Consider the following 25,579-nt stretch of genomic DNA (forward strand, 5'->3'; position numbering starts at 1 on the left):
GGCCGGAAAATACAGTCGAACCCCAAAAGAAAAGGCCGCCGGCTTCCGGCAGCCTTTCATCATATAAATGCGTGTTTCTTAACTCCATTGCTTGAGTTTGCGGTCATAGACGAATTTCTGCATAATTTCCTGATTTGTATAGTTATCGATATCCGACCAAAAATCATCCATGAACGAGATTTCTTCCACCTGACGGATATGCAATTCAACCGTATTCTTTGTTTTTTCCGGATCGGCGAGCGAAATCAGGATGCCTTCGCGGTATAAATTTTTCAGTGATTTCAGGATTTCATCCGGCAGTTCAGGAATCATATCCTTCACTTTCCGCCGCCAAAAATTCTGGCCGTGGTCTTCCCGCCTGATCGACTGGATAAAATAATTGCCCACCAGCTCGTTCATCCGCTCCAGGTTGCGGAAATATATTTTGGTTGTCTGTTCATCCTCAGTGGATAAATAGACAAATTCGTTCAGTAAAGTTGAATAAAAAGGCGAACGCACAGCCTCTTTCTTATGGCCTATATACAATAGTTCCGCCTGTTCCTGAGGTGTCAGGGAATTCAATTGTTTTTCGCTGCGGAAATCGATCCAGCAGAATTCGCCTTCTTTTGCGGTCCTGGATTTGCGCAGCGCCGGGAATTCCTCCTGCGAAGCAAACTCCATTTGCGTGTGCATATTATATGAAGCATCGTCATAGGAATGCTTCAACAGCAGCAGATTCTTTGGCATCTTCATGGCGTCCATGAACTGGGCGAAGGTCAGACCGCTGAACAAAGCAAATTGATCAGCATCATTCAAATAGATATATAAATGCTGAACATAATGTTCCATGTTATTCACTTTCTTCACCATTGCCTTCACTCCATTCTTCACTTCATTATACGTGCTGACCTGGTAAATATGAAACTTCCGGGCTTAATAGGCGTCATTACTTTTGTAATGCGCACAAATTACAAGAATAAGTTATAATGTATTCCGACTCTCAATAATATAAAGTACAGGTGAACCTATATGCAGACAAATAAAAGCTTTGCCGACCGGATTGACTGGTCGCTCGCTTTCATATTATTCCTCTTTTTCATCGTCAGCCTGGTTGCGATTTCTTCTGCGCAGACCTCAGGACAATATCTTACAAACTTTGTGCCAAAACAAGGACTGTTCTACATACTCTCCATCGGCATGATCGGTGTACTGATGTATTTCGATCCGGAGCAATACAAGAAAATGGCCTATTACCTTTACGGACTAGGGATTCTGTCACTATTTATTTTGATGATTGCTCCGGCAGGACCCGAACAAATCGGCGAACCCATCAATGGTGCCAAAGCCTGGTTCCGCACGCCCGTGCTCAATATGCAACCCGCTGAATTTATGAAAACCTTCTATATATTAGCACTGGCAAAAATGATTTCATCACATCACGAAAAATTCACGCTAAAAACTATTAAAACCGATTTGATATTATTGGGGAAAATCGGAGTTTTACTGCTGATTCCCTTAGCGTTTATTCTTGATCAGCCGGATATGGGGACAGCTCTTGTTTTTATCGCCATTACCCTGGCGATCATCGTGGTAGCCGGAATTTCATGGAAAATAATTTTACCGAGCTTCGGCGGCGTGGCTGTTATTGGCGTGACCCTCTTGTGGATGGCAATTAATATGCAGGAATTCTTAACTAATACATTCGGCATCCAGCGCTATGCATTCGCACGAATCTATACATGGTTTGACCCGTATTCATACGCAGACGGAGATGCATATAACCTGATTGCCGCCATGAATGCCATCGGCTCCGGCCAGGTATTCGGCAAAGGTTATCAGGGGCGCGAAGTGTATGTTCCTGAAAATCACACCGATTTCATCTTTACTGTCATTTCAGAGGATTTCGGATTTATCGGGGCCAGTACCGTAATTATCCTGTTTTTCATGCTGATCTATCATTTGACGAAAATTACGCTGCAATTAAAAGATACATTCAGCACTTATGTTTGTGCAGGTATTATCGCCATGATCACTTTCCACGTTTTCCAGAATATCGGCATGACGATCCAGCTGTTGCCGATTACCGGCATCCCGCTGCCGTTCATCAGTTACGGCGGCAGTTCGCTGATCGGGAATATGATGGCAATCGGCATCGTCTTCAGCATGAAATTCCATCATAAAACGTATATGTTCGGCAGCGATAAAGACGACCAATAAAAACTCCGACGCGAGACGCGTCGGAGTTTTTATATTAGGATTGGGTTTGCGGGGGTTGGGGCAATGCCAACGCTTTCAATAATTCAGTGCGTGATTTAGTGATTTTCGCTTGGATTCCCAGTTTCGATAAGTTTGAAACGATATTGCGAACTTCTGCTTGTTTCGCCATCCATATCACCTCTCTGTATTCCATCTATTTATATTAACGTATGTAAATCCATAATAGATTCATCAAAACATTGAAATAGTTGACATTTCTGTGTCTATGTATATAATACCATCTTTTCAAGCTTTTAAACTTTTCATTTATATTACAAAGTTGCAATAATGTAAAGTTGTTGACCTGTATACCTAACAGGGGTATATTAGACATATCAAAAGATATGGAGGATTAGCCAATGAGCGAATTAATGAAAGAAGTTCCCGTTGCTGATTTAGCGTGCAGAAAAAGCCACCACCCTCCCGAAGTCAAACGCGACCTGACAAATCGTCTCAGCCGCGTTGAAGGCCAAATCCGCGGCATCAAGGGAATGGTCGATAAAGATGTCTATTGTGACGACATCATTACCCAGTTGGCCGCTACCCAGTCCGCTTTGAACGGTGTGACAAAGCTATTGCTTGAAGGCCATTTGAAAGGCTGTGTCGTAGACCGTCTGTCAGACGGCGACGAAGAAGTGTTGGATGAGTTATTAATCACAATCCAAAAAATGATGCGAAAATAATAAGGAGGAATTTAATATGACAAATACAATGAATTTACAAGTTAGCGGCATGAGCTGCCAGCATTGTGTAAAAGCGGTAACTGACAGCGTGATGAAATTGGATGGCGTTGAAAAAGTGGATGTTTCGCTTGAAAACGGTTCAGTTGACGTTTCCTACTCGAATCCATCGCTTGAAGCTGCTAAGGTTGCAGAAACGATTGAAGATCAGGGCTACGATGTAGTATCGACAAAATAATAACTGCGGAAACGCAGTTATTTTTTTAAAGTGATATATACCCCTGTAAGGTATAAGGAGTGGTTTACAATGTCCGAAAAACAAACTGAATTGGCAATTACCGGCATGACCTGCGCCGCCTGTGCCAACCGTGTCGAAAAAGGCTTGAGTAAAATGCCGGGCGTCAGTGAAGCAACAGTCAACTTCGCCACTGAAAAAGCTTCTGTGGTATACGACGGCGAACAGGCATCTTTAAAAGACATGGAACAGAAAGTGGAACAGTTGGGCTACGGGGTGCGCCAGGATGAAGTGGATTTCACCATCCAGGGCATGACCTGCGCCAATTGTTCTGCCCGCATCGAAAAAGTATTGAACAAAATGGATGGGGTCAACCTCGCCAATGTCAATCTGGCGATGGAAACCGGTCATGTCACATACAATCCGAACACATTAACACCCGAAGATTTTGTCAAAAAAATTCAGTCCATGGGCTATGACGCCGTCCTCAATCAGGAAAACGAAGAGGCGGAAGATTATAAGACACAGGAAATCCGCAAAAAAACACGGATGTTCTGGATTTCCGCAGCGTTGTCACTTCCACTTCTGTGGACAATGTTCAGCCATTTCACTTTCACGTCATGGATGTATGTACCTGAATTTCTGATGAACCCTTTTGTGCAATGGGCTTTGGCTACACCGGTTCAATTCTGGATCGGCGCTACATTCTATAAAGGCGCCTATTTCGCATTAAGGAACAGAAGCGCCAATATGGATGTGCTTGTTGCACTTGGAACATCGGCCGCTTACTTTTACAGCGTCTATTTGGTCTTTGCCCATCTCGGAAGTACCCATGCAATGGGGTTGTATTTTGAGACAAGTGCGATTTTGATTACACTGATCCTGCTCGGCAAAGTTTTCGAGGCGCGCGCCAAAGGCCGGTCTTCCGATGCCATCAGGAAATTAATGAAACTGCAGCCGGAAACCGCTTTGGTCGAGCGCAGCGGTGAAGCCGTCATTACACCGATATCCGAAGTCCGCACCGGTGACATTCTATTGATCAAACCCGGCGCATCCATTCCGGTCGATGCAGCTGTCATATCCGGAAATTCCGCAGTCGATGAATCGATGCTGACGGGTGAAAGCCTGCCGGTCGATAAAGAATCCGGCGATCCGGTTTATGCCGCTACAGTCAATTCCAATGGATCTTTGCGTGTCAGAGCTGATAAAGTCGGAAAGGATACCGTATTGTCGAATATCATTCGGGTTGTCGAACAGGCGCAAGGTTCGAAAGCGCCGATTCAACGGCTTGCCGACCAGATTTCAGGCATTTTCGTGCCGATTGTCGTCGGAATAGCGATTGTTACGTTCATTGTTTGGTATTTTCTTGTGGCACCCGGTAATTTCGCGGCTGCTCTTGAAAGTACGATCGCAGTTCTCGTCATCGCCTGCCCATGTGCTCTCGGGCTCGCCACACCAACTTCAATCATGGCCGGTTCTGGCCGTTCAGCTGAACAGGGCGTCCTTTTCAAAACAGCGGAATCGCTTGAAAACACGAAACACATCGATACAATCGTCCTCGATAAGACGGGAACGATCACAAATGGCCGCCCCGTCGTCACTGATTTTATTGGAGCAGACGGTTTTGACCCGGAAGAATTGAAAAATCTCGCAGCAAGCGCAGAAAGCCAATCGGAGCATCCGGTGGCGCAGGCAATCGCTGATTACGGCGTTGCCAATAGAAACGTCAGCCGCTTTGAAGCGGTGCCGGGCCACGGCATACGCGCTGAAGTCGAAGGCAGGGAAATTCTGATGGGCAACCGCAGATTGATGGAATCCCTCACAATTGACGATTCCCGGGCAGCCTCACTTGAAGAGGACGGCAAAACGGTCATGTATATGGCGGTCGACGGCAAATTCGCCGGCTTGATCGCAGTTGCCGACACCATCAAAGACAATGCCGCTGAAGCGGTAGGTGAAATGAAGAAACTTGGTTTACGCGTCGTCATGCTGACGGGCGATCAGGAACGGACCGCTCAGGCAATTGCACGCCAGGTGGGCATCGATAATGTCATTTCCGGTGTGCTGCCAGCCGAAAAAGCGGATGTTATTGCAAATCTTCAAAAAGAAGGCCGTAAAGTCGCGATGGCCGGAGACGGTTTGAATGATGCCCCCGCTCTTGCCACTGCCGATATCGGCATGGCAATGGGCACAGGTACAGCAATTGCCATAGAAGCATCAGACATTACGTTGATGCAAGGCGATTTGATGCGCGTGGTCGACGCTGTGCGCATGAGCCGAATGACGGTGAAGAACATCAAACAAAACCTTTTCTGGGCACTTGCCTATAATTCCTTCGGCATACCGATTGCCGCCGCCGGATTTCTGGCTCCGTGGCTTGCGGGTGCGGCGATGGCATTCAGTTCTGTATCTGTTGTCATGAACGCACTGCGGCTTCAAAGAGTTAAATTGGAAAAATAATGTGTGACCCGCTCCCTTTAATTTGGAGAGCGGGTTTTTTGTCGGATTCATTTGACGTCAGGTGCGGAATATTCGCGGTGAGGTGCGGAAATACCACTTTGAAGTGCGATTGCTTCCGTCTAATAAAAGCACCATCTTCATTCCTTCCATTTACCTGCGAACCGAACAGATGTAAACTGATAGCACAGCCTTATTAGAAAGCAGGAAATTATTTTATGAAGAAGACTATTCTGTTGCTGATGTCGGTCCAGTTTTTCGTCTATCTGGGATTCGGCATTATCATACCCATCCTTCCCGAGGTGATCGTCCAGCAGGGTTACAGTGAAATCCACGTCGGCGGCCTCATTACCATATATGCGTTATCCTCCTTCTTTACCGCTCCGCTCTGGGGGAAACTGTCAGACCGCACCGGCAGAAAAAAATTGATCCTGACCGGACTCGCAGGCTTCAGCCTGAGCTTTTTCCTGTTCTCGCTGTTTCTCGATAATCTCGCCCTTCTTTATATGGCGCGCATCATCGGCGGCCTGTTTTCTGGCGCCCTTTACACAGCGGTGACGGGATATGTAGCCGATATCACAACAGATGAGGAGCGCAATAAATACATGGGCCTTCTCGGGATGTCGATCGGCCTTGGTTTCATTTTCGGTCCGGCAATCGGCGGTTTGCTTGGAACCGTGTCGCTGACATTGCCGTTTACGGTGTCTGCCGGCTTGGTCCTGTTGCTCATGATTTACGCCAGTTTAGTTTTGAAAGAACCTGTGCGGCAGGGCGATGCCACGAAGCGTGCTCTGCTGCCAAAAGGCGCCAGCACTTTATGGCAATTCCGGATCCGTTATCTGTTCCTGATGTCGTTCATGGTGACTTTCCTTCTGGCCGGCCTGGAATCGACATTTCAGCTGTTCCAGATTAACCAGATTGAAATCACACCACTGCAGCTCGGTTATTTATTCATCGCCAGCGGTTTTGTGGATGCTGCGATTCAGGGCGGAGTTGTCCGCAGAATAAAAGATGGCGCTGAAACGAAATGGATCATCGGGGCCCAAATCATCGCCGCAGCAGGATTGCTGCTTCTCCCTTTCACTTCCAGCCTGATATTCGCTGGTGTGGCATTGAGTATTTTCACCGCGGGCAACGCGCTGTCGCGGACCGCGCTTGTATCTTTGACTACGAAGGAATCCGGAGGCAAATACGGGACAGCTGCCGGAATGACTTATTCGATGGATAATATGGGGCGCATCATCGGTCCCCTGTTCTTTACATGGCTGCTGACGTTGCAGGCGGGCTCGATCTATTTCCTGTCCGGTGCATTGTCGATTGCCAGCATTCTGCTGATTGTGCTGTACCGCGGTTCCGCGAAAACTTTAGCTGCAAAAAAAGCAAGCACCCCGGCGTGACCGGAGTGCTTGCTTTTATTTTTTCTCAGTAAGGCGTTCCACCGTTGATATGCAATACTTGCCCTGTCACATAAGAAGAATCGTCTGACGCTAGATATACATAGCCCGGTGCAAGTTCATCCGGTTGTCCCGGCCGGCCGAGCGGCGTCTGGGTGCCGAAGCCTTCCACTTGATCTGCCGGGAATGATGCCGGAATAAGCGGCGTCCAGATTGGACCCGGTGCAACACCGTTGACGCGAATGCCCTCTTCTGCCAACGAACCCGATAGCGCGCGGGTAAATGCCAGGATTGCTCCTTTTGTTGAAGAATAATCGATAAGTGTCGGCTCGCCTCGGAAAGCGGTGATCGACGTCGTGTTGATGATGGATGCACCGCGTTTCATATGTTCAAGTGCCGCTTTCGTCAAATGGAACATACTGAAAACATTGGTGCGGAAAGTGCGTTCCAGCTGTTCTGCCGTTATATCTTTCAGCGAAGTCTGCACATGCTGTTCTGCAGCGTTGTTTACGAGAATGTCGAGTGTGCCAAATTCATCCACCACTTTTTGGACGCTATCTTTGCAGAAGTCTTCTTCTCCGATATCACCGGCAATCAGGAGGCATTTCCGGCCTTCCTGTTCGACCAATTTCTTCGTTTCTTCCGCATCTTCATGTTCATCCAGATACATGATGGCGACATCCGCGCCTTCTTTTGCATATGCCACTGCGACTGCACGGCCAATGCCGCTGTCACCGCCGGTAATTAATGCTTTTTTGCCGGGAAGGCGCTGTGCTTTCCCCGCTAAGTTCTTGTTGAAGTCGGGTGCGGGATCCATTTCTTTTTCAAAGCCCGGCTGGCGCTCCTGCTCTTGGGCAGGGACTTTTTTCACTTTACCTTTATCCATTGGGTATCATCCTTTCCAGATTTTTATGTCTTTGTGGATTTTCCCCTTTTGGATAATCGTAAACCTGTGCAACCTCTTCGCAATTAATTGCTTCCAATTCTATTCCTGAAGTTTCGCGGCGACTGGAAATGCACTTTTATCCAGTTCAGGATGCGCTTGTTTCAAAATGGACGGTCTCATCAGGTAACTGGTCAATACGATCAGGCAAATACTGCTGCCGATGACGACATATTCGGCCGGCATTACATCATACAGCAGCCCATACAGCAAATAGCCGAGTGGCATCATCGCCATTGCCATCGATTCCAGAATTCCGAAGACGCGTCCGCGGTATTCTTCCTCCACATCCTTTTGCATCATAACTCCGATCGGTGTGTTGACGAACACGTTGGTGATACCAAATATCAGCATAAGAAGCAGATAATAAACCACAGCTGCTGCATACGTAAATTCGATCACGAGCGGCAAGCCCATTCCCGCCAATAAAACTGACATGCCAAGAATCCCTCTTTTTGCGAATTGCAAAGGGAATTTCACTTCTTTTCTCACCGAGAAATAAATGGACGACGCCAGCATCCCGGCAGCAATCATTGCTTCGATAAACCCGAAATGAGTTGCCTGGATTTCGAGTTCCTGAACCACGATAAATGGCAATCCGATCATCAATGCGGAAAAAAAGAAATTGACACCAACCGCGACTGTGACAATCACCATCACCACACGGTTCGATTTCAAATAAGAGAAACCTTCCTTCATTCCCGCAACCATCGATTTCTTCGTTTCTCCGGCCGTATCGGCAATGCGGTTCGTAAACAGTTTGAAATCCATCGTCGCTTCAAGAGCCACCGCCAATAAATAAGCGGTCACCTGGATAATCAGAAAGACGTTCATGGAAACAAATCCGAACAGGATCCCCCCGACTACCGGTCCACCGATAGTTGCGATGGCGATGGCCGATTGATTGAAGCCCATCGCTTTCTGGATTCGGTCCGAATCGATCAGGTTGGCGATGGATGACGAAAACGTGACGCTTGCGAACATGGAACTGACAGAAATGAGCACAGTTGCTGTGTAAATCGCCGGCAGCGACAAACCGGCGACGATGCTGTAGAAGAGCAGACCGGCAACAGACAGGGCACTGGCAAACTGGGCAATTATGACAATCGCTTTTTTCGAATAATTGTCAGCTGCATAACCTGCAAAAGGAGCCAACAGAGTTCTTGGCAGGATGCTGCAAATCAGGTTGATGGCAAAGCTGGCGGCCGAGCCGGTAAGTGCCAGGACATATAAACTGATGCCGAACGTATAAACAGAACTGCCAAACGTTGAGATAAGCTTGCTGATTGTAAACGTGTACAGGTGGTAGGTGGCGCGTCTGAGCTTTGCTGCTTCACTCATTGATTTCACTCTCCGTTTTCGAAAGTTTAATTTAATTAAACAAAATATATCACGATTTTTATAGCATTGCAAGCAAAAGTTTAATATAATTAAACTATATAAGTTCAACTAATAATTCTTCAGAACCGATATTGCGCAAAACAGCTTCGAAGACAGTAGGCGTGTCCTGCACGGATACTGTCTTTGCGACGAAGTGCGCAGCACTGCAGGAGCACGATTTTAAGGCTGCTCCTGCATCGCTGCGCTAGCTTCGTCGCAAAGCGTCGGCCGAACTCCCTTCGGCCAACTCTTGGCTCGCGCTGAGCTAACTCGGTCTCGTTTCACTTCGCCCGAGTGGATCTCAGCACTTCGCTTGGTCCCCTGGGCGTCTTCGCTGTTTTGCTCCATATCTTTGAGACTGACTGCGCAAAAGTCACTCTTCAAGCGCCGGCGCGGCACAGGGAGCAGGCGAATGCCGACGGAGCAATAAGACGAGTGTTCTTCTCGGCTTATTGTGGGAGCTAAGGTCGCCAAACGTAGATGGCACACCTTTGCGACGAGCAGTGCGCAGGAGCATAATCTTTGTCCTGTCCAAAGCGCCGAAGTGTTTTTATATTGATTCTTTAGATCAACTTATATAGATTTTAAAGAGGTGAAAATATGGCTTCATTAGGTGAACGCATCCGAAAATTACGCAAAGAAAAAGGCCTTACATTGCAGACGCTTGCCGGGACCGAACTCTCCAAAGGCATGCTCAGCCTCATCGAAAACAATAAAGCCAACCCATCTATGGAGAGTCTGGCTTATATCGCAGAGCGTCTGGGTGTTGATAGGAATGAGTTGCTGGAAGAAGTTCCGACAGCTGAACTGCGGGAATTACTGGAGGAAATTGAAGACCTTTATAAAAAAACCCTGGAAGATTTATCCTTAGGCTTTGACACTATTATCGACAAGATGAATCCGTACGCTAACAAATTGCCTCATCGCTACGAATCTGCACGTCTCCTTGAAATCTACAGCCGCGGTCTTTATTATGCCAAAAAAGAAGGATGGAAAGTGTTTCTTCACCAGGCTGAAGAAATGTATGAAGATCTGCATTTGATGAATAACAGCGCTGACATCCATATGTTTCGAGCGATGCTGAAATTCAATGACCACAAGTATGCTGAATCATTGGAAATGCTTCAGCAATCCCGCAAGTCCTTTGAAGAACGGGATGTAGTCCTCGATTCGTTAAAGAAACTGGACTTTGACTATTCAGAAGCAATTCTCTACCTTGCTCTTAGTGATGATGAAAATGCTTTGCGGATCATAGAAAAAGCCATTTCTTATTCCAAAGAACATCAAATATTCTACAGGATAAACGACCTTTATCGCGTGATGAGTTTTCACGCAATTTTAACCGGCGACAAAGCCGGAAAGGATTACTATGTCAATAAACTGAGGCTGTTCGCTGATTTCTCGGATGATCAGGATATTGATATGACCCTGGATTTATTGGAAGCACATTACTTGAACTCTTTTGCACATGATTACGAAAAAGCTAATACTATTATCGATAAGAATCTGGAGAAATATAAAGAAGAAGAAACCTCGCAGTATTTTCTTGAGAAAGGAAAATCCTTATACGGAATGGGAAAAGAAGATGAGGCCCTATACTGGCTGGAACGCCATAAAATTTGGGAATTCCTCCATCACCCTTACGACTTATCCATGAATTATGAAAAAGATGCTTATCTGGCGTTGATTTATGAAAAACAAGACAATCATGAAATGGCTTTAAAACATTCGCAAATCGCCAAAGATAATATTGAGCCAATGCCCGACCTGCCCTATAAAAATTTTATCCTGGATGTCTACAATAAAATTAATGCAAAATAAAACCCGCCAATTGGCGGGTTTTTCATTTTATTCTATAATTTTCTGAAATGCTCCTTCAATGGCATAATCACTCAATTCGATGTCGGTCCCTTTCCCCAGCGCCAGTTTTGCAAGCTGTGCGCCAAGGTACGGTCCAGCTGTCAGACCGGAAGAACCGAGTGCGTTCGCTGCAAACAGATTGGCGTGTCCAGGAACCGGGCCGATGAACGGCAATGCGCTCAGCGTCGAGGGCCGAAATCCCGTGCTCGCCCCCTTCAGTTCGGCAGCAGCCAAACCGGGCACCACATCCAGGACTTTATCGAGGATATGATGGATGCCGCCCGCCGTCAGTTTGGCATCAAAACCGGCGTTATTTTCATGGGTCGCCCCCGCGATGATACGGCCATCCGCGAACGGCACAATATATTGCCCGAAAGGCACCATCGCCACCGGCCAGTCGCCCGACCCCGTTTCTTCAAGCTGCAACTCGAGAATCTGCGCTTTTTGCGGCACGACGTCCATCGCAAGGCCGATCGATTCGAACAGTTCCGGCGCCCACGCCCCGCCCGCTGATACGATGCTGTCGGCGTAAAATTTCCGGTGTTCCGTGGCTACACCAATTACTTCATTGTTTTCAACCAGAAGCCGTGCATTTCCTTCTACGATTTCGGCACCGAGCTTCCGGGCCGCGCTGATCAGCGCATCTCTTACGGCACGGCCATCCACCCGTGCGGCTCCGCTTACATAAAGAGAGCCGTAGTTTGTGCCCGCATGCGGAAATAACACTTTCGTCTGTTCCGCGCTCAGCCGCTCGATGGTCCCCATTTCCGGCGCATCTTCTTTTCGTTCACGCGCTTTCGCTTCCATTTTGTCCAATTTGCTGTCTTCATGGATGCTGACGATGCCAACTTGTTTATAACCCGTGTCACTCTCGCCGAGATTTTCCAATTCTATTATCAATTCCGGATAATATTTTGCACCACTTTTCGCCAGATGATACCAGGCTTTATTGCGGCGCTGGGAAATCCATGGGCACACGATTCCTGCTGCGGCTCCGGTAGCCTGGCCGGCATCCGCGCGGTCGATCAGGACCACTTCCGCTCCAGCCTTTGCTGCCTCGTAAGCGGTTGATGCGCCAAGAATTCCACCACCGATAATGATCATTGATTTCATAGTTTCACCTTTTCCTCACTCTATCTGAATTTCATTTTAAAGCACAACTGCAGGAGACTCAACTTCTCCCGAAACAGGCATGTTCTGATTCGATTTCTTCAATTGGGGGTAAAGCATGAAATAGAAACGATATGAAGACAGGAGGAAGTTAATATGGAAAAAAGTAAAAGTACCGAAGCCATCATGCCGATGACTTCCATAAAAAGTGGTGCAGGGGTCGAGGTCGCACCGGATGTCTATTGCTACACCAACCAGATCGTCAATCTTTTTTTCATCGGCAATCCGAAGGTGAGCAGTGATTACATTCTGGTCGATGCCGGCATGCCTCGTTCCGCCGCTAAAATTCTGCAGGAGGCTGAAAACCGTTTTGGCCCGGATCACAATCTGAAGGCAATCATTCTTACCCACGGCCATTTTGATCACGTCGGCAGTATCGTGGACATTCTTGAACAATATCCGGTGCCGGTTTATGCACATCCACTGGAATTCACCTATTTAAAAGGCATCACCGATTATCCGCAGCCTGATTCATCGGTCGAAGGCGGACTTGTCGCCAAGATTTCTAAAGCATTTCCGGTAGAAGCAATCGATATTTCGAAACATTTGCAAGAACTGCCGGCAGACGGCTCGGTCCCTGGAATGCCGGGCTGGGAATGGTTCCATACGCCAGGACATTCTGCAGGCCATGTTTCGTTGTTCCGAAAAGCCGGTAAGCTGCTGATTGCCGGAGACGCATTCGTCACAGTCAAACAGGATTCCCTCTATAAAGTGTTGACGCAGAAAAAAGAAGTTTGCGGACCACCTGTCTATCTGACCACTGATTGGCGGGCTGCCTGGGAATCCGTAGTAAAACTAGCTCGATTACAGCCAGCTATTGCGGTAACCGGCCACGGAAAACCGATATACGGCTCTGCCTTGGCGGAAGGGCTTGTCGACCTGGCAAAGAATTTCCAGGACAAAGCCGTTCCTTCCCACGGAAAATTTTTAGCTAAATAAATTTATCGCAGTTTTAGTAATAGTTATATAATATTTTATTCAATTAATAGAAACACCTTGAAAGCGCCAGTACACACTGGCGCTTTTCCTGCTGGTCCTCTAAGTTTTTACAAGAATATTAATTTTCTAAATATATGTTTATAGAGTTAAAACTTGGGGTAAACAAAGAACGTGTTCCAAATTATTTTAGCAATTGATTCATAAATAGAGAATGGAGATGAACTCGATGATTAAGAAAGTGCTATTTGTTTCGGATCATGGAGATCCCTTGGCAAAGTTGGGTGGTAAGCAAGCCGGAGGCCAGAATAATTATGTAAAACAATTGGCACTTGCACTGGAAGATAAAGGGGTTCAAGTGGATGTTGTCACACATTGGTGTGAAGATTCTGCCCCGCGCATCGAAAAATTCGGCAAATCCTGCCGTGTCATACGAATTGAAGCCGGCTACAAAGGGTTTGTTTCTAAAAACGAAATGCATTCGATGCTTTCCGCATTTTACGATGAAATGAAAGATGCATTGCCGCTCGATACCTATGATATTGTCCATACGCATTATTGGCTGTCTGGGTTGATCGGTTTAAGATTGAAAGAAGAGTTTAACCTGCCTTTCGTCCATACGTCCCATTCACTTGGTTGGGCTAAAGAAGAAGCGACGGGAATTGAAGATGATACACGCACTCAAGCTGAGACTGTAATTCTGCAAAAAGCCAATCAGGTATTGGCAACGACTAACAGCGAAAAACACCTGATCAAAAAACAGGTCAATTCTCCTTCTCCCATTAACGTAATCCCCATCGGTGTTGACGAAGTATTCAGAGTACGCGGCAGCCGGACCCATATTCGCAAGAAGCTCGGCTATTCCAGCCCTCTATTCGTCTTCGCCGGAAGACTGGAAGAAACCAAAGGCATTTTCACCTTGCTCAATGCCTTTAAACTACTCGCTGAAAAAACGTCAGAAACTTCCCGGCCCCGCCTGGTGCTTGCAGGCGGCGAACCCGATGCAATCGATCCCGTAACCAAGCTGCCGAAAAACCATAAAATCAAAAAAGCCTTGCGCGGCATTGAAGAACACGTGGAATTCCTTGGACCCAAATCCCAGGAGGAACTGGCGCTTCTTTTCAATTCCGCTACAGCGACAATTGTACCAAGTTTTTATGAATCATTCGGAATGGTCGCCGCAGAAGCGCAGGCATGCGGAAGCCCGGTCATCGCTTCGAGTGTCGGGGGCCTTAAAAATGTCGTGCAGGACGGCGTAACCGGTCTGCTCGTGGAAACCAGAAACGCAGTCGACCTTGCGGTGGCGATGGAAGTCATCTCGGTTAACTCCCTGCTGGCACAAAGACTTAGCCGCCAGGCTGTGGAAGTGGCCCAGAAAGATTTTAATTGGAAATCGATTTCAGATAGAGTATTGAAAATGTATGAGGTGGTAAACAATGAACAACGCAACCCATTTGTTAGCAACCGATCTGGACGGAACATTAGTCGGTGACAGAAAAGGCCTGGACAATCTTCTTGAATTTTATGCCGTTCAGCAGTACGATGTTTCACTTATCTATATCACCGGACGCCATTTTCAATCGGCTATGTCATTGATTGAAGAAGAAAATCTCCCCGCCCCAGATGTGCTGATTACAGATGTGGGCACAGAAATCCATTTGGGTTCCACTCTTGAAAAAGATCTCGACTGGGAAAACAGAATGTTGCGGCATTGGCAGCCGGATACAATCGATCAACTTGCTTCTTCTTTTGAAGGATTAAGAAAGCAGGACCTTCCTATCAATAACCGCTGTTCGTTTTATGCGGATAATAGCAGCACAGTACATGAATTTGAACAGCGACTGGCTTCAGCAGGAATTCCGCACAAGCTGATTTTCAGCGGCGGCCGCGATCTCGATATCCTGCCGGCAGAAAGCGGAAAAGGTGCAGCCCTTCAATATATTCTTGACAAATTCAACGCGCACGAAGCGAAAATGCTGGTTGCAGGTGATTCAGGAAATGATAAAGAAATGCTGACAATGGGACTTCCTTCTGTAATCGTCGGAAATGCCCAGCCTGAACTGCGTGAAAGCCCTGACAGCCCGATGATTTTCAGAGCTTCAAAAGTTTGCGCTGGAGGCATCCAGGAAGCATGGAATTATTTCCACCCAGAATAATCATCCCTTTCCAAACAATCGTTTTGGAAAGGGATTTTTCTTTCCCGCTGCACCAAAACCGCATTATCATTTGTTTTTTTACTCAGATGGTTTATATTTAAGGAGAAGGTAATTTCTATCCATACAGATGAAGAAGTCAGGAAACATACATACATAATCTATGAATATCGATTGAGAAGGAGGAATGTGAGATGAGCAAAGTTGCGAATCTGCAAAAAGAGTCAATGGTCATGCTGAAAGAAACGAGCCGCACTTTTTTCATTCCCATCAGCTTTTTGGAACCCGTTTTGAAAAAGACTGTCGGCTCAGCTTATCTTTGCATGCGTGCAATCGACGAAATCGAAGATCATCCGGAGCTGGAAGACGAAGTAAAAAGCCGGTTATTAAGTGAAACCAGCAAAATGCTTCACATGCCGTTCGACCGGGCAGCTTATGAAGCAATGCTGAAACCATACGAGCATATACTTCCGGAAGTCAGTCTCCGTCTGGCTGATTGGATCAGCGTGTGCCCTCCTGAAATTGCACCGAAAGTTTTGGAATCCACAGCGGAAATGGCAGAAGGCATGGCGAAATGGGTTGACCGGAAATTTGTCATCCATACCCGGGAAGATCTGGACGACTATACTTATTATGTTGCAGGGCTCGTTGGAACGATGTTGTCGGATTTATGGAAATGGCACGATAACACCGAGACCGACCCTGAACTTGCCATCGGTTTCGGCCGCGGGCTGCAGGCTGTCAATATGCTTCGAAATCTCGATGAAGACCGCGAACGCGGAGTGAGCTTCGTGCCTGAAGGCTGGACCCGGGACGATATGTTCAACTATGCCAATGAAAACTTGGCGCAGGCCGATTTGTATGTGAAATCGATTCGGAACAAACGCATTCTCATGTTCTGTAAAGTTCCATTGGCTCTCGCCCACAGCACATTGAGAGCATTAAAGTCCGGCAGAGAGAAAATGAGCCGCACCGAAGTTGAAGGCATCGTGGAACAATTGAAGGAGCAGGAACAAATCAATTAACCGGTAAACCCGTTTCTTACGAAGCGGGTTTTTGTTTTATTGCAAAGCTTGTTGCTCAAATCCCCATCTTCTTATAAAGAATTTAATGGGTTATACTGTAAACACAATGCATTTTGTAAAAAGGGGTAATATTATGACCTTCACTATCGTCAGCTTTTTAACCGTCACCATTTTCATACTGAATATTTTTCTTGCCGCAGCACTGGTTTTCCTGGAACGGCGTGATGCTTCTTCAACATGGGCATGGCTTTTGGTGCTATTTTTCATCCCTATAGCGGGTTTCTTCATCTATTTGCTGCTCGGCAGGAAATTGAGGAAAAAGACTTTGTTCAAATGGGAGGGACGTACCAGGGTCGGTATCGAGAATTTGATCGCCCATCAGATGAATGAATTGCATGACAATACATTCTATTTCAGAAACCATACTTCGAAGGAATACAAAGACTTGATCTATCTCCACCTTCGGAACAATGGCGCGGTTCTGACACAAAACAATGACGTCAAAATTTTCAATGATGGCCGGGAGAAATTCGATGCCTTAGTGGCTGACATTGAAAACGCAAAACACCATATACATATCCAATATTACATTTTCAGGCTTGACGAATTAGGTAACCGGATTATGGATGCACTGGTCGAAAAAGTGAAACAAGGCGTAAAAGTGAGGCTGCTCTATGACGATATGGGATCCCGGACTTTAAGCAAAAGGCATTTCAAAGAATTTATTAAGTATGGCGGAGAAGTGGAAACTTTCTTCCCTTCCATTATGCCATTGATCAATCCCCGTCTGAATTACCGCAATCACAGAAAAATCGTCGTAATTGACGGATGCATCGGTTATATTGGCGGTTTCAATGTTGGCGATGAGTATATCGGACTCAGCAGGAGATTCGGCTATTGGCGCGACACGCATCTTCGTGTCGAAGGCGGTGCGCTGCACCCGTTGCAAACCCGCTTCATACGTGACTGGAACCAGGCTTCCACCCGCCAGGATATTGAATATGACGAAATTTATTTTCCGGCAATCGCCGAAAAAGGAACCACCAGCATGCAAATCGTTTCCAGCGGCCCGGATGAGGAATGGGAACAGATTAAAGACGGATATATGAAACTCATAAACATGGCCGATAAATATATTTATATTCAAACCCCTTATTTTATCCCGGATGTGAGCTTCTATGATGCCATCCGCGTGGCTGCTTTATCAGGAATCGATGTTCGGGTCATGATCCCGAATAAACCCGACCATCCTTTTGTCTACTGGGCTACCTATTCATATGCCGGCCAGTTGCTGCGGGCGGGTGCACGAGTATTCATCTATGATAATGGCTTCCTTCACACCAAAATGATTGTCGTGGACGGCAAAGCCTCCACTGTTGGAACGGCCAATATCGATGTCCGGAGCTTTAAATTAAATTTCGAAGTGAATGCTTTCATTTATGACGAAGATATTTCTACAGAACTCGGCCGGCTATTCCATCAGGACATGGAGTTGTCGATGGAATTGACCATGCAAATCTATTATGAGAGAACAAAATTGATCAAAACAAAAGAGTCCATTGCACGTTTATTGGCACCGATTCTGTAAAAACCAAAAAGGCACCAAGAAGTAAGCATTGCTTACTCCTTGGTGCCTTTTACTATATATATTTCCCGGGAAATAAGTTGTTATTCCGCTTCCAGATACTCTTCCAATGTGATATCCGCTTCAAAAATTTCCGTAGCCACTTGTGTTCCGACGTAACGGAAATGCCAGGATTCATGCATATATCCCGTCACTTGTTCTTTGCCTTCGGGATATCGCAGGATAAATCCGAACCGATGCGCATTTTCGGCAACCCATTTTCCGGCTTCAGTATCACCGAAGCTGGCTTTTGCCCAGTGCTGTTCCTGTCCGGTTCCACCGATATCAAAGGCCAGTCCGGTCTGGTGTTCAGAAAACCCGGGACGGGCACTGTAACGGTCCGCTTTTTCCTCGCCGTCTTTTGCAACATACCCTTCGTATAATTGCTTCTGGCGAGTAAAATCACGAAATACGCTGAAGGCAGTCAAATCAATTCCCGACTCCAAAGCTTCCGCCCGCAGCGCATCAAAAGCGCTTTTTGCTTCCGGATCTACGCCAGGAGCATAATCGGAAGGCAGCGGATGCTGTTTGTTCGCAATCAAGATCCCATTAATATAAGTCGGTTCTTCCGGCAATTCAATCGATTCCGGATACACCGTTGCATCTTTGGTTTCTTCTTCCAATGCTTCTTCCTCAGAACCGGGAGTGACCGGAAGATTTTCTTCAGCATCTTCCGCGTTCTCTTCAGGAACAATGTTATCCTCTTCCTGCACTTCTTCACTCTGTTCGGGCGCTGGCTGCTCCGCAATTTCTCCAGTTAAAGCAGCAAGACTGCGTTCCATATTCCAGTCGTGAAGATACAGCCAAACCGTAATGGACGCAGCAATGAGCAGAGCTCCGGCCATCAGGATCCATTTTATATAAGGCTTTTTATTTTGTTTGTTCATTGAATAACGAGATTGCATAGTTCTCCTTCTTTCTCTCAAGTTCTTTATTATTCTATCACCTTTATGCCTGAAATTCTCCCTATATCAATGAACTTTCGTTATACTTGAAATGACTTTTGAAAGATTAGAGGTAACGATCATGAACAATCAAAGATGGCTGTCATTAAATTTCTTCGCTTTTTTCTTTACCTGGGGAATTTTCCTTCCTTATTGGACAGGCTGGCTGACGAACGATAAAGGGCTCAGTGTTTCAGCTGCCAGCATCATCATGGGTGCCGGCATGATAGCCCGCTCCTTATCCACTCTCCTTTTCTTTCCTCTGCTGACACGCCTGTTCCCACTCGGCCGACTCATGCAGATTCTTGCAATCGCCTCACTTGTAAGTGCGGCGCTTTACATACCAGCAAATTCATACGCGCTGCTATTTGCCATCACCGTGCTGTTCAGCTTTATCTATCCGAATATTTTGCCTGCAATGGAAAGCGGCGCAACGGTGCTGATGCAGACTGACCGTATCCATTACGGCAAAAGCCGCTCTTTCGGTTCTCTCGGTTACACGGTTGCATTACTCATCGTTGGCGCGGCTACGGCACTTTGGCAGGAGCAAGCCATCCTTTGGCTCATGATGGCAGGACTGCTGTTCATGGCAATTACCCAATCAGCCATTTCACCCGCCCCGTTGTCAATAAAGCCGGAACCGAAAAACAAACGGAGCAAAGACGCTGTCAGGGAATTGCTGAAATCCAAAGCCTTCCTGACGGTGTTATCGGTTTCTATCCTATTGCAAGGCGCGCATGCCGCCTATTATAATTACGGCTTTATCTATTTGCAGGACATCGGCGTCAACAGCTTCTACATCGGAATCATCCTGAATGTCGCTATCGTTTTTGAAATCATCTTTTTTGCCAAGGCAGACACATGGTTTGACAGATGGAGTGTTTCATCGATGTTTCTCCTGGCAGGCATTGGTTCCACATTGCGCTGGATCCTCATTTTCCTGTTTCCATCTGTTTGGGTGTTCATCTTTTCACAGGTGCTGCATACCTTATCATTTGGAGTCGCCCATTTTGCATTCATACGTTATATATTCAAAAAGCTCGATCCACTTCATATTCCAGCGGCCCAAGGAATGTATGCTGCGGTGGCCATGAGCCTGAGCGTCGCGCTATTGACATTCATCGGGGGATTCCTTTATGAAATTTCACCGGGTCTATCGTTTCTCGGGATGATTGCTTTCTCATTTCCGGCCGTTGTTTTGGTGATTGTGACCCGAAAAAAATTCTCTTATTAATTTCACCCACCCCCACAAACGATATATGTACCTCGAATAAATAGGTATCACACGCTACAGGGAGTTGAGCGACAATGAAACAAATTTCACAAAGCGACCTTCTCAGTCTCATGGATCGTTTGGACAAATTGCTTGAAGAATGCGAGCAGGACAAAAAGCAATTACAAAATACCGCAACTGCAGTTTAAAAAGGCCCGGCTAAATACAATAGTATCGCATAAAGAAAAACAGCGCGCCCCAAATCGGGACGCGCTGTTTTTGTTCGAAGGATTTTTATTAGAAAAGAATTGTTCCAAGCACAACAAAAAATAGAATTCCGAAGATGACGGCCATCCCGAGCATCCATTTTGCTTCCCGGTCCATGCCCTGTGCTTTCATCTGGCGATACCGGAATGTATTGGTCATCACAAACAATACTGTCATAAAGAGCACTGCGATATCCATATACCCCATAAACAGGAAAACCACCGCCAATATGCTTAATGTGGCTATTCCAATTCCTTGCAGCATTTTTAAACTCATCTTTCCAACACCCCCAAAAAGAAAGCCGGCATCCGATGCCGGCAAACTCCCATTATTTTTTCTTTTCCAAATCCACTTTTTCTTTCTCTTCTTCCTCTTCACCTTCAACCGCTTCCAAAGCAACTTCCGGATGGTTGGAATAAAATTTCCGGCCGATGAATGTCTGGATAATCAGCAGGATACCCCCAACTGTCCAATAAACCGGCAAGGCAGCCATTGAAGTGAATGAGATGAACATGATCATGACCGGAGAAATATAGATGAACATTTTCATCTGTTTTTGCTGTTGTTCCGGCATTGTCCATAGTGAAACTTTTGCCTGGAAGAAATAAACGGCACCCGCAATGAGCGTCATAGCAATATCGGGTTCACCCAGGTTAAACCACATAAATTCATGTGTCCGTACTTCCGGCGAATAGAGAATCGCAAAGTACAGCCCCATAACAATCGGCATTTGGATAATTACCGGCAGGCAGCCCATGTTCAATGGATTGACTTCATACTTTTTATAAAGTCCCATCATTTGCTGTTGAAGCGCCATCTGTTCTTCTTTATCTTTCGTCTCTTTCAGCCGCTTCTGGATATCTTCCATTTCCGGACGCATTGCGTCCATTTTGACTTTCATTCCCTGCTGGCGCTTATATGTACGCAGCATGAATGGCATCAGGACGAGACGGATAATAACTGTGATGGCTACAATAGCCAGTCCATAGCTGCCATTAAACAGATTCCCGAGATAATCCAGGGAAAAGTCAAATGGTGCCACAAAAATGCTATAGAAAAATCCTTCTTTATTTTCAATAGCCGCACAGCCGCTTAGAAAAAGCACCGCAAGCGTAAGCATCGACATTAACAATAATTTCTTTTTCAAATTAGTCACCTTCACCTTTTTAAACTATAAAGAAGTATACCGCATACGATAAGCATAATTCAAACTGTGAAAAGTCCGGATTTCAGATTCCAGAAAGGATTTGACAGCATTGTGGCGTCATCCGAAGAGCGATAGTGAGAGATGACCCAAAATTTTTGGGGCCATCTCTTGCGACGAAGCAGCGAAGCGATGCAGGAGCAGCAGCAATAATGCAGTTTACGAAAGAGAAAAAGCTGGGCCGCTGGAGTCTGGACAATTAGCTACTTTAAAACAGAAAAATCCATAAAAAAAAGGAGAATTTCTTCTCCTTACTTAGCGTTTGGCAATGTATATCTGAAATAAGGAATATGCTGGCTGTCGCGGAATTGCTTCGGCGTAACCGTCGTATATTTCTTAAATATGCGGGTGAAATAACTTTGGTTGCAGAAATGGAATTGTTTTGAAATCTCTGAGATACCTTTGTCCGAATGGCGAAGGTAATGTTGCGATTCTTCAACCCGGCGCACATTGAGGTATTCCACTAATGTGATTCCAGCATGTTCACGGAAAATCCGTGACAGATGGCTCGTGGAGATGTGGAAATGCTTGGCAACGTCTTCAACGGATAAATCGCGTTCCACTTCGTCATTAATGAACATAACAACTTTGTTTACCGTCTGGTGTCCAAACGAAGGCTGTTTGCGTTCCGAAATAACAGAGATGAAGAATTCGATCAGTTCGTCAGCTACATACAGGAACTCCGAATCATTCATACGATTGTCCACTAATTCGATACAGGCATTATTGAAGGCAAAAGCTTTTTTTGGCGGTACGCGCATTTCAAAAAGTTTGCGTGCCATGACGGAAGAAAGAACTATGTAATAGTTACGGATCGCGCGGATCGTATCTTTACCTGCATGCAATGAGATCATATCGATCAAAGCACGAAGCGTCTCTTTTGCTTTTTCTTTTTCTAAGTGATGGATTTCGTAGATTAACTGGGTTTCGGTTTCGAAAAACCTTTCCAGGCCATCGTATTGGTTAAGACTTTCACTTTCGGCCATGAAAATCTTGGAAATCGTTTCTTGAATTGTTGGTACAGCAATTATATTCATTTTTTCCCCGTCTTTCTTTTCACAAGTTTTTACATTCACTTTATTAACTATATACTGAAACAATAAATAAGGACATAGTTATGCTCAAATATATAAAATTTTTTAAGTAATATGATCTACTACCTACGCACTACCAAACAATTTTATAGGAAATATCTTCCCTAAATATATACTAAAGATACCGCAATTATCATAAAAAATCTCTCTTTCTTTCTAAAAGTAACACACTTTTAATATAACTGAAATCACTTGTATTGTCAGTGAAACAGGAAATTCATTATTCTACTCTTCTAATTCTTCTTTTTCAGGCGGAATGAGAGCCCGGATATGGCGTGGCAGAACTTCAATTTTAAATGGAGTTACAATGCCTTCATCGCCATCAATATTACAAAGTAAAGGCTCTATTGTCTTAATGGAAACTTTTGTGGTGTGGATGGCTTCAACAGCCGGGTCCTCTTCCAGCTTGCCTCTCCACAATGCTCCTGCGATTCGGATGAAACCTGCAAGCTTGGCATTTTCCACGATATACAGATGAAGCAAGCCATCATCTGTCAGAGCCTCCGGCGCAAGTCTTTCGAATCCGCCCACCGAGTTGGTCAAAGCAACCAGAACCAGTTTTGCATCACCCTCCCAAACTCCATGATCGTGCTCAATTTCGAAATGCGTTTCTTCTTCTGAAGTGATTGCTTTAATTCCTTCTATAAAATAAGCCATTGCACCGAGTCGGGTCTTTTGTTCCGGTGAGACGGAAGAAGTGGATTCCGCTATATCACCGATTGCCAATATATTCATGAAATAAATATCCTCGACTTTTGCAATATCAACGGCTTTTTCCGTGCCACTCTTCAAAGCTTCGATCGCTTCTTCAGGATCTAAAGAAATACCGAGTGCACGCGCAAAATCATTGACGGTTCCAAGCGGGATCAAAGAAAATAAAGGCTGATGAGGTTGCTCCGCCAGACCCGATACCGCTTCATTGATCGTGCCGTCGCCGCCCATTGCCACTACGAAATCATATCTCTGCTCACATGCCTCTTTTGCAAAGCGGGTAGCGTCGCTTTGTTTTGCTGTCTCTTTAGTATCGACAATATATCCCATTTCTTTAAGTGTTTTTTCCACATTTTCTTTATAATCGGCAGCTTTCTCTTTTCCTGCCGATGGATTCAGTATAAACATTGCCTTTTTCATCTTTTTACCTCCAAATGGTATAATGTATTAATTGAATTACTAATTTTTTATAACGATATTCCGCAAAACAGCTTGCTAAGACTTTGGCCGAAGCTTGCGAGGTCAAGTCTTTGCGACGAAGCAGCGAAGCGATGCAACGCCCTTTCATGTCTCGAAGCTAGCGTCAGCGATGCAACGCACTTTCATGTCCCGAAGCTAGCGCAGCGTTGCAGGGACAGAGACAGGAGCATGCTTATTTAACCCTTTGCCCCAGGATCTTTCACTGTTTTGCTCCATATCTTTAGAGAGTTCTATTAGCGCCGGCGCGCCTCAGGAGCAGGCGAAGGCCGACGGAGCAAAAGACGAGTGGTCTTCTCGGCTTATTGCAGGAGCCTTGTCCAAAGCGCCGAAGCGACTTATAAGAATATCCGACTAAGATAAGCTTCATTATTTCTATTTACCCTTTTAACAGTGAATCTTAATCCATTAATCATTTATTATTTCCACGGAATGAGGAACAGCAATGCGCATTTTCATCTACGCCATTATTTTCTTTGCCTTTTTTGATCTTTTTGCCCAATTGCCGATCATCAGCCCTTTTGCGATCGAGTTGCAGGCAACCCCGTTTCTGGCTGGTTTGGCGGTCGGCATGTATTCCCTTTCCAACACGTTCGGAAATGTTGTTTCCGGCATTTTCTCTGATAGAAAAGGGCCTTTCGCAATTCTTGTGGCGGGATTGCTGCTGACGGCTTTTTTCCTCTTTACATATTCGTTGGCAGAAGGACCCTACAGCCTTCTTGCCATCCGTTTTCTGCACGGCTTGTCGGCGGGGCTGATCGTACCTGCTGCCTTCACCTATTTAGCCAATCGCACAGACCATAGCCGCCGCGGTAAAGGAGCTGCTGTATCCGGCGCTTTTGTCGGCCTTGCCGCAATTATCGGTCCGGCTTATGGGGCCATTCTTTCCAGCCGCACCAATGTACCTGACACCATGGCGGTTACCGGAAGCATACTGCTGGTGCTCGGCCTTCTATCGTTTTTCATTTTGAGCCGCAATATTATAAAGAAGAAAGAATTGCCTCCTGAGCCTCTTACTCTCAATATGATCATTCACAACTCCGGTTTATTGCGCGCGTTCATGGGTGCTTTTTTCCTGATGTTTTCACAAGGCGTTCTGGCTTATATGCTGCCGTTGAAAGTATCAGGTCTCGGCTTGCCCCAGCAAATGAGTGGTTTGTTATTGAGTGTTTTCGGCATTGCAGCTATCCTGGTGTTCCTGCTTCCGATAAACCGCCTGTTCGATGCGGTTAAACCTGTCTTCACTTTGATAACCGGATTTCTCATCATGGGCAGCGCACTGTTCCTGTTGAGTGCCGTTTCCGCTCCTGCACTGCTTTATGTAAGTATGATCAGCTACGGCATCGGTTTTGCATTATTATTTCCGTCCATCAATTCCTTGCTGATCGATTCTACGACACAGCGTTCCCGGGGCAAAGCTTACGGTTATTTTTATGCCTTCTTCTCAATCGGTGTAGTCGCAGGCTCTTCATTCACTGGCGCAATGGCGCTCACCGCTGACCGCGGATTTGTCACCAGCGGGGTGTTATTGTTAAGCGCCGCTGCAGTGAACTTCGCCACCTTGCGGAAATGAAACC

At 46.0% G+C, this 25,579-nt stretch carries 23 protein-coding genes; 13 read left to right on the plus strand and 10 right to left on the minus strand.

What is annotated here, in order from left to right:
• Positions 1-78: 78 nt before the first annotated feature.
• Entirely contained in the window at positions 79-849 is a 771-nt protein-coding gene (locus ACFQ1X_RS11340; protein WP_144840978.1) for a hypothetical protein, read from the minus strand.
• A 159-nt stretch (positions 850-1,008) separates the two neighbouring features.
• Between ACFQ1X_RS11340 and ACFQ1X_RS11345 the strand changes: the two genes are divergently transcribed.
• Positions 1,009-2,196, plus strand: a complete 1,188-nt coding sequence (locus ACFQ1X_RS11345; RefSeq protein WP_144840979.1) for an FtsW/RodA/SpoVE family cell cycle protein — start codon at positions 1,009-1,011, stop codon at positions 2,194-2,196.
• 34 nt (positions 2,197-2,230) lie between these two features.
• On the opposite strand, the gene ACFQ1X_RS11350 is transcribed toward ACFQ1X_RS11345, so the two are convergent.
• A complete protein-coding gene (locus ACFQ1X_RS11350) occupies positions 2,231-2,365 on the minus strand; it encodes an Lmo0850 family protein (RefSeq protein WP_379082616.1) in 135 nt (44 codons plus the stop codon).
• A 229-nt stretch (positions 2,366-2,594) separates the two neighbouring features.
• Between ACFQ1X_RS11350 and ACFQ1X_RS11355 the strand changes: the two genes are divergently transcribed.
• The 4 genes from ACFQ1X_RS11355 (at position 2,595) to ACFQ1X_RS11370 (ending at position 7,004) form a co-directional block, all read left to right on the plus strand.
• Positions 2,595-2,918, plus strand: coding sequence for a metal-sensitive transcriptional regulator (locus ACFQ1X_RS11355; RefSeq protein WP_144840980.1), 324 nt, complete (start codon positions 2,595-2,597; stop codon positions 2,916-2,918).
• 16 nt (positions 2,919-2,934) lie between these two features.
• Positions 2,935-3,153, plus strand: coding sequence for a copper chaperone CopZ (copZ, locus tag ACFQ1X_RS11360; protein WP_144840981.1), 219 nt, complete (start codon positions 2,935-2,937; stop codon positions 3,151-3,153).
• A gap of 69 nt (positions 3,154-3,222) precedes the next feature.
• Entirely contained in the window at positions 3,223-5,610 is a 2,388-nt protein-coding gene (locus ACFQ1X_RS11365; protein ID WP_144840982.1) for a heavy metal translocating P-type ATPase, read from the plus strand.
• 215 nt (positions 5,611-5,825) lie between these two features.
• A complete protein-coding gene (locus tag ACFQ1X_RS11370; RefSeq protein ID WP_144840983.1) occupies positions 5,826-7,004 on the plus strand; it encodes an MFS transporter in 1,179 nt (392 codons plus the stop codon).
• Positions 7,005-7,029: 25 nt separating this feature from the next.
• Here ACFQ1X_RS11370 and ACFQ1X_RS11375 read toward each other — a convergent pair whose 3' ends face one another.
• Both ACFQ1X_RS11375 and ACFQ1X_RS11380 read right to left on the minus strand, forming a co-directional pair.
• Entirely contained in the window at positions 7,030-7,887 is an 858-nt protein-coding gene (locus ACFQ1X_RS11375) for an SDR family oxidoreductase (RefSeq protein WP_144840984.1), read from the minus strand.
• Positions 7,888-7,986: 99 nt separating this feature from the next.
• A complete protein-coding gene (locus ACFQ1X_RS11380; protein WP_144840985.1) occupies positions 7,987-9,285 on the minus strand; it encodes an MFS transporter in 1,299 nt (432 codons plus the stop codon).
• A gap of 639 nt (positions 9,286-9,924) precedes the next feature.
• Between ACFQ1X_RS11380 and ACFQ1X_RS11385 the strand changes: the two genes are divergently transcribed.
• Positions 9,925-11,145 (plus strand): helix-turn-helix domain-containing protein, encoded by a 1,221-nt coding sequence (locus ACFQ1X_RS11385; protein WP_144840986.1) that lies wholly within the window; start codon positions 9,925-9,927, stop codon positions 11,143-11,145.
• Positions 11,146-11,172: 27 nt separating this feature from the next.
• Here the strand turns inward: ACFQ1X_RS11385 and ACFQ1X_RS11390 are convergent, their stop codons facing one another.
• The gene (locus tag ACFQ1X_RS11390; protein WP_144840987.1) at positions 11,173-12,297 is read right to left on the minus strand and encodes an NAD(P)/FAD-dependent oxidoreductase; all 1,125 of its coding nucleotides are present in this window, start codon (positions 12,295-12,297) and stop codon (positions 11,173-11,175) included.
• A gap of 153 nt (positions 12,298-12,450) precedes the next feature.
• On the opposite strand from ACFQ1X_RS11390, the gene ACFQ1X_RS11395 reads away from it, so the two are divergent.
• The 5 genes from ACFQ1X_RS11395 to cls all read left to right on the plus strand — a co-directional run bounded on the left by ACFQ1X_RS11395 (position 12,451) and on the right by cls (position 18,056).
• Positions 12,451-13,293: an MBL fold metallo-hydrolase gene (locus ACFQ1X_RS11395; RefSeq protein WP_144840988.1), complete on the plus strand. Its 843-nt coding sequence runs from the start codon at positions 12,451-12,453 to the stop codon at positions 13,291-13,293.
• A 226-nt stretch (positions 13,294-13,519) separates the two neighbouring features.
• Entirely contained in the window at positions 13,520-14,782 is a 1,263-nt protein-coding gene (locus tag ACFQ1X_RS11400) for a glycosyltransferase (RefSeq protein WP_144840989.1), read from the plus strand.
• Positions 14,727-15,446, plus strand: a complete 720-nt coding sequence (locus tag ACFQ1X_RS11405) for an HAD-IIB family hydrolase (protein WP_144840990.1) — start codon at positions 14,727-14,729, stop codon at positions 15,444-15,446. The genes ACFQ1X_RS11400 and ACFQ1X_RS11405 overlap by 56 nt, the downstream gene beginning before the upstream one ends.
• A 191-nt stretch (positions 15,447-15,637) precedes the next feature.
• Entirely contained in the window at positions 15,638-16,468 is an 831-nt protein-coding gene (locus ACFQ1X_RS11410; protein WP_144840991.1) for a squalene/phytoene synthase family protein, read from the plus strand.
• A 133-nt stretch (positions 16,469-16,601) separates the two neighbouring features.
• Entirely contained in the window at positions 16,602-18,056 is a 1,455-nt protein-coding gene (gene cls / locus ACFQ1X_RS11415) for a cardiolipin synthase (RefSeq protein WP_144840992.1), read from the plus strand.
• 80 nt (positions 18,057-18,136) lie between these two features.
• Here the strand turns inward: cls and ACFQ1X_RS11420 are convergent, their stop codons facing one another.
• A complete protein-coding gene (locus ACFQ1X_RS11420; RefSeq protein ID WP_144840993.1) occupies positions 18,137-18,997 on the minus strand; it encodes a M15 family metallopeptidase in 861 nt (286 codons plus the stop codon).
• A 121-nt stretch (positions 18,998-19,118) separates the two neighbouring features.
• Here ACFQ1X_RS11420 and ACFQ1X_RS11425 point away from each other — a divergent pair, with 121 nt between their 5' ends.
• Positions 19,119-20,270, plus strand: coding sequence for a 3-phenylpropionate MFS transporter (locus ACFQ1X_RS11425; RefSeq protein ID WP_144840994.1), 1,152 nt, complete (start codon positions 19,119-19,121; stop codon positions 20,268-20,270).
• Between the two features lie 276 nt (positions 20,271-20,546).
• On the opposite strand, the gene ACFQ1X_RS11430 is transcribed toward ACFQ1X_RS11425, so the two are convergent.
• The 4 genes from ACFQ1X_RS11430 to ACFQ1X_RS11445 form a co-directional block, all read right to left on the minus strand.
• Positions 20,547-20,792 (minus strand): hypothetical protein, encoded by a 246-nt coding sequence (locus tag ACFQ1X_RS11430; protein WP_144840995.1) that lies wholly within the window; start codon positions 20,790-20,792, stop codon positions 20,547-20,549.
• 52 nt (positions 20,793-20,844) lie between these two features.
• Entirely contained in the window at positions 20,845-21,663 is an 819-nt protein-coding gene (gene yidC / locus ACFQ1X_RS11435) for a membrane protein insertase YidC (protein ID WP_144840996.1), read from the minus strand.
• 308 nt (positions 21,664-21,971) lie between these two features.
• Positions 21,972-22,757: a helix-turn-helix domain-containing protein gene (locus ACFQ1X_RS11440; protein ID WP_144840997.1), complete on the minus strand. Its 786-nt coding sequence runs from the start codon at positions 22,755-22,757 to the stop codon at positions 21,972-21,974.
• 282 nt (positions 22,758-23,039) lie between these two features.
• Positions 23,040-23,945, minus strand: coding sequence for a diacylglycerol/lipid kinase family protein (locus ACFQ1X_RS11445; protein ID WP_144840998.1), 906 nt, complete (start codon positions 23,943-23,945; stop codon positions 23,040-23,042).
• Between the two features lie 502 nt (positions 23,946-24,447).
• Here ACFQ1X_RS11445 and ACFQ1X_RS11450 point away from each other — a divergent pair.
• Positions 24,448-25,575, plus strand: coding sequence for an MFS transporter (locus tag ACFQ1X_RS11450; protein WP_144840999.1), 1,128 nt, complete (start codon positions 24,448-24,450; stop codon positions 25,573-25,575).
• Positions 25,576-25,579 lie beyond the last annotated feature (4 nt).

This window comes from Metaplanococcus flavidus (assembly GCF_042675885.1).
GTDB lineage: Bacteria > Bacillota > Bacilli > Bacillales_A > Planococcaceae > Planococcus > Planococcus flavidus.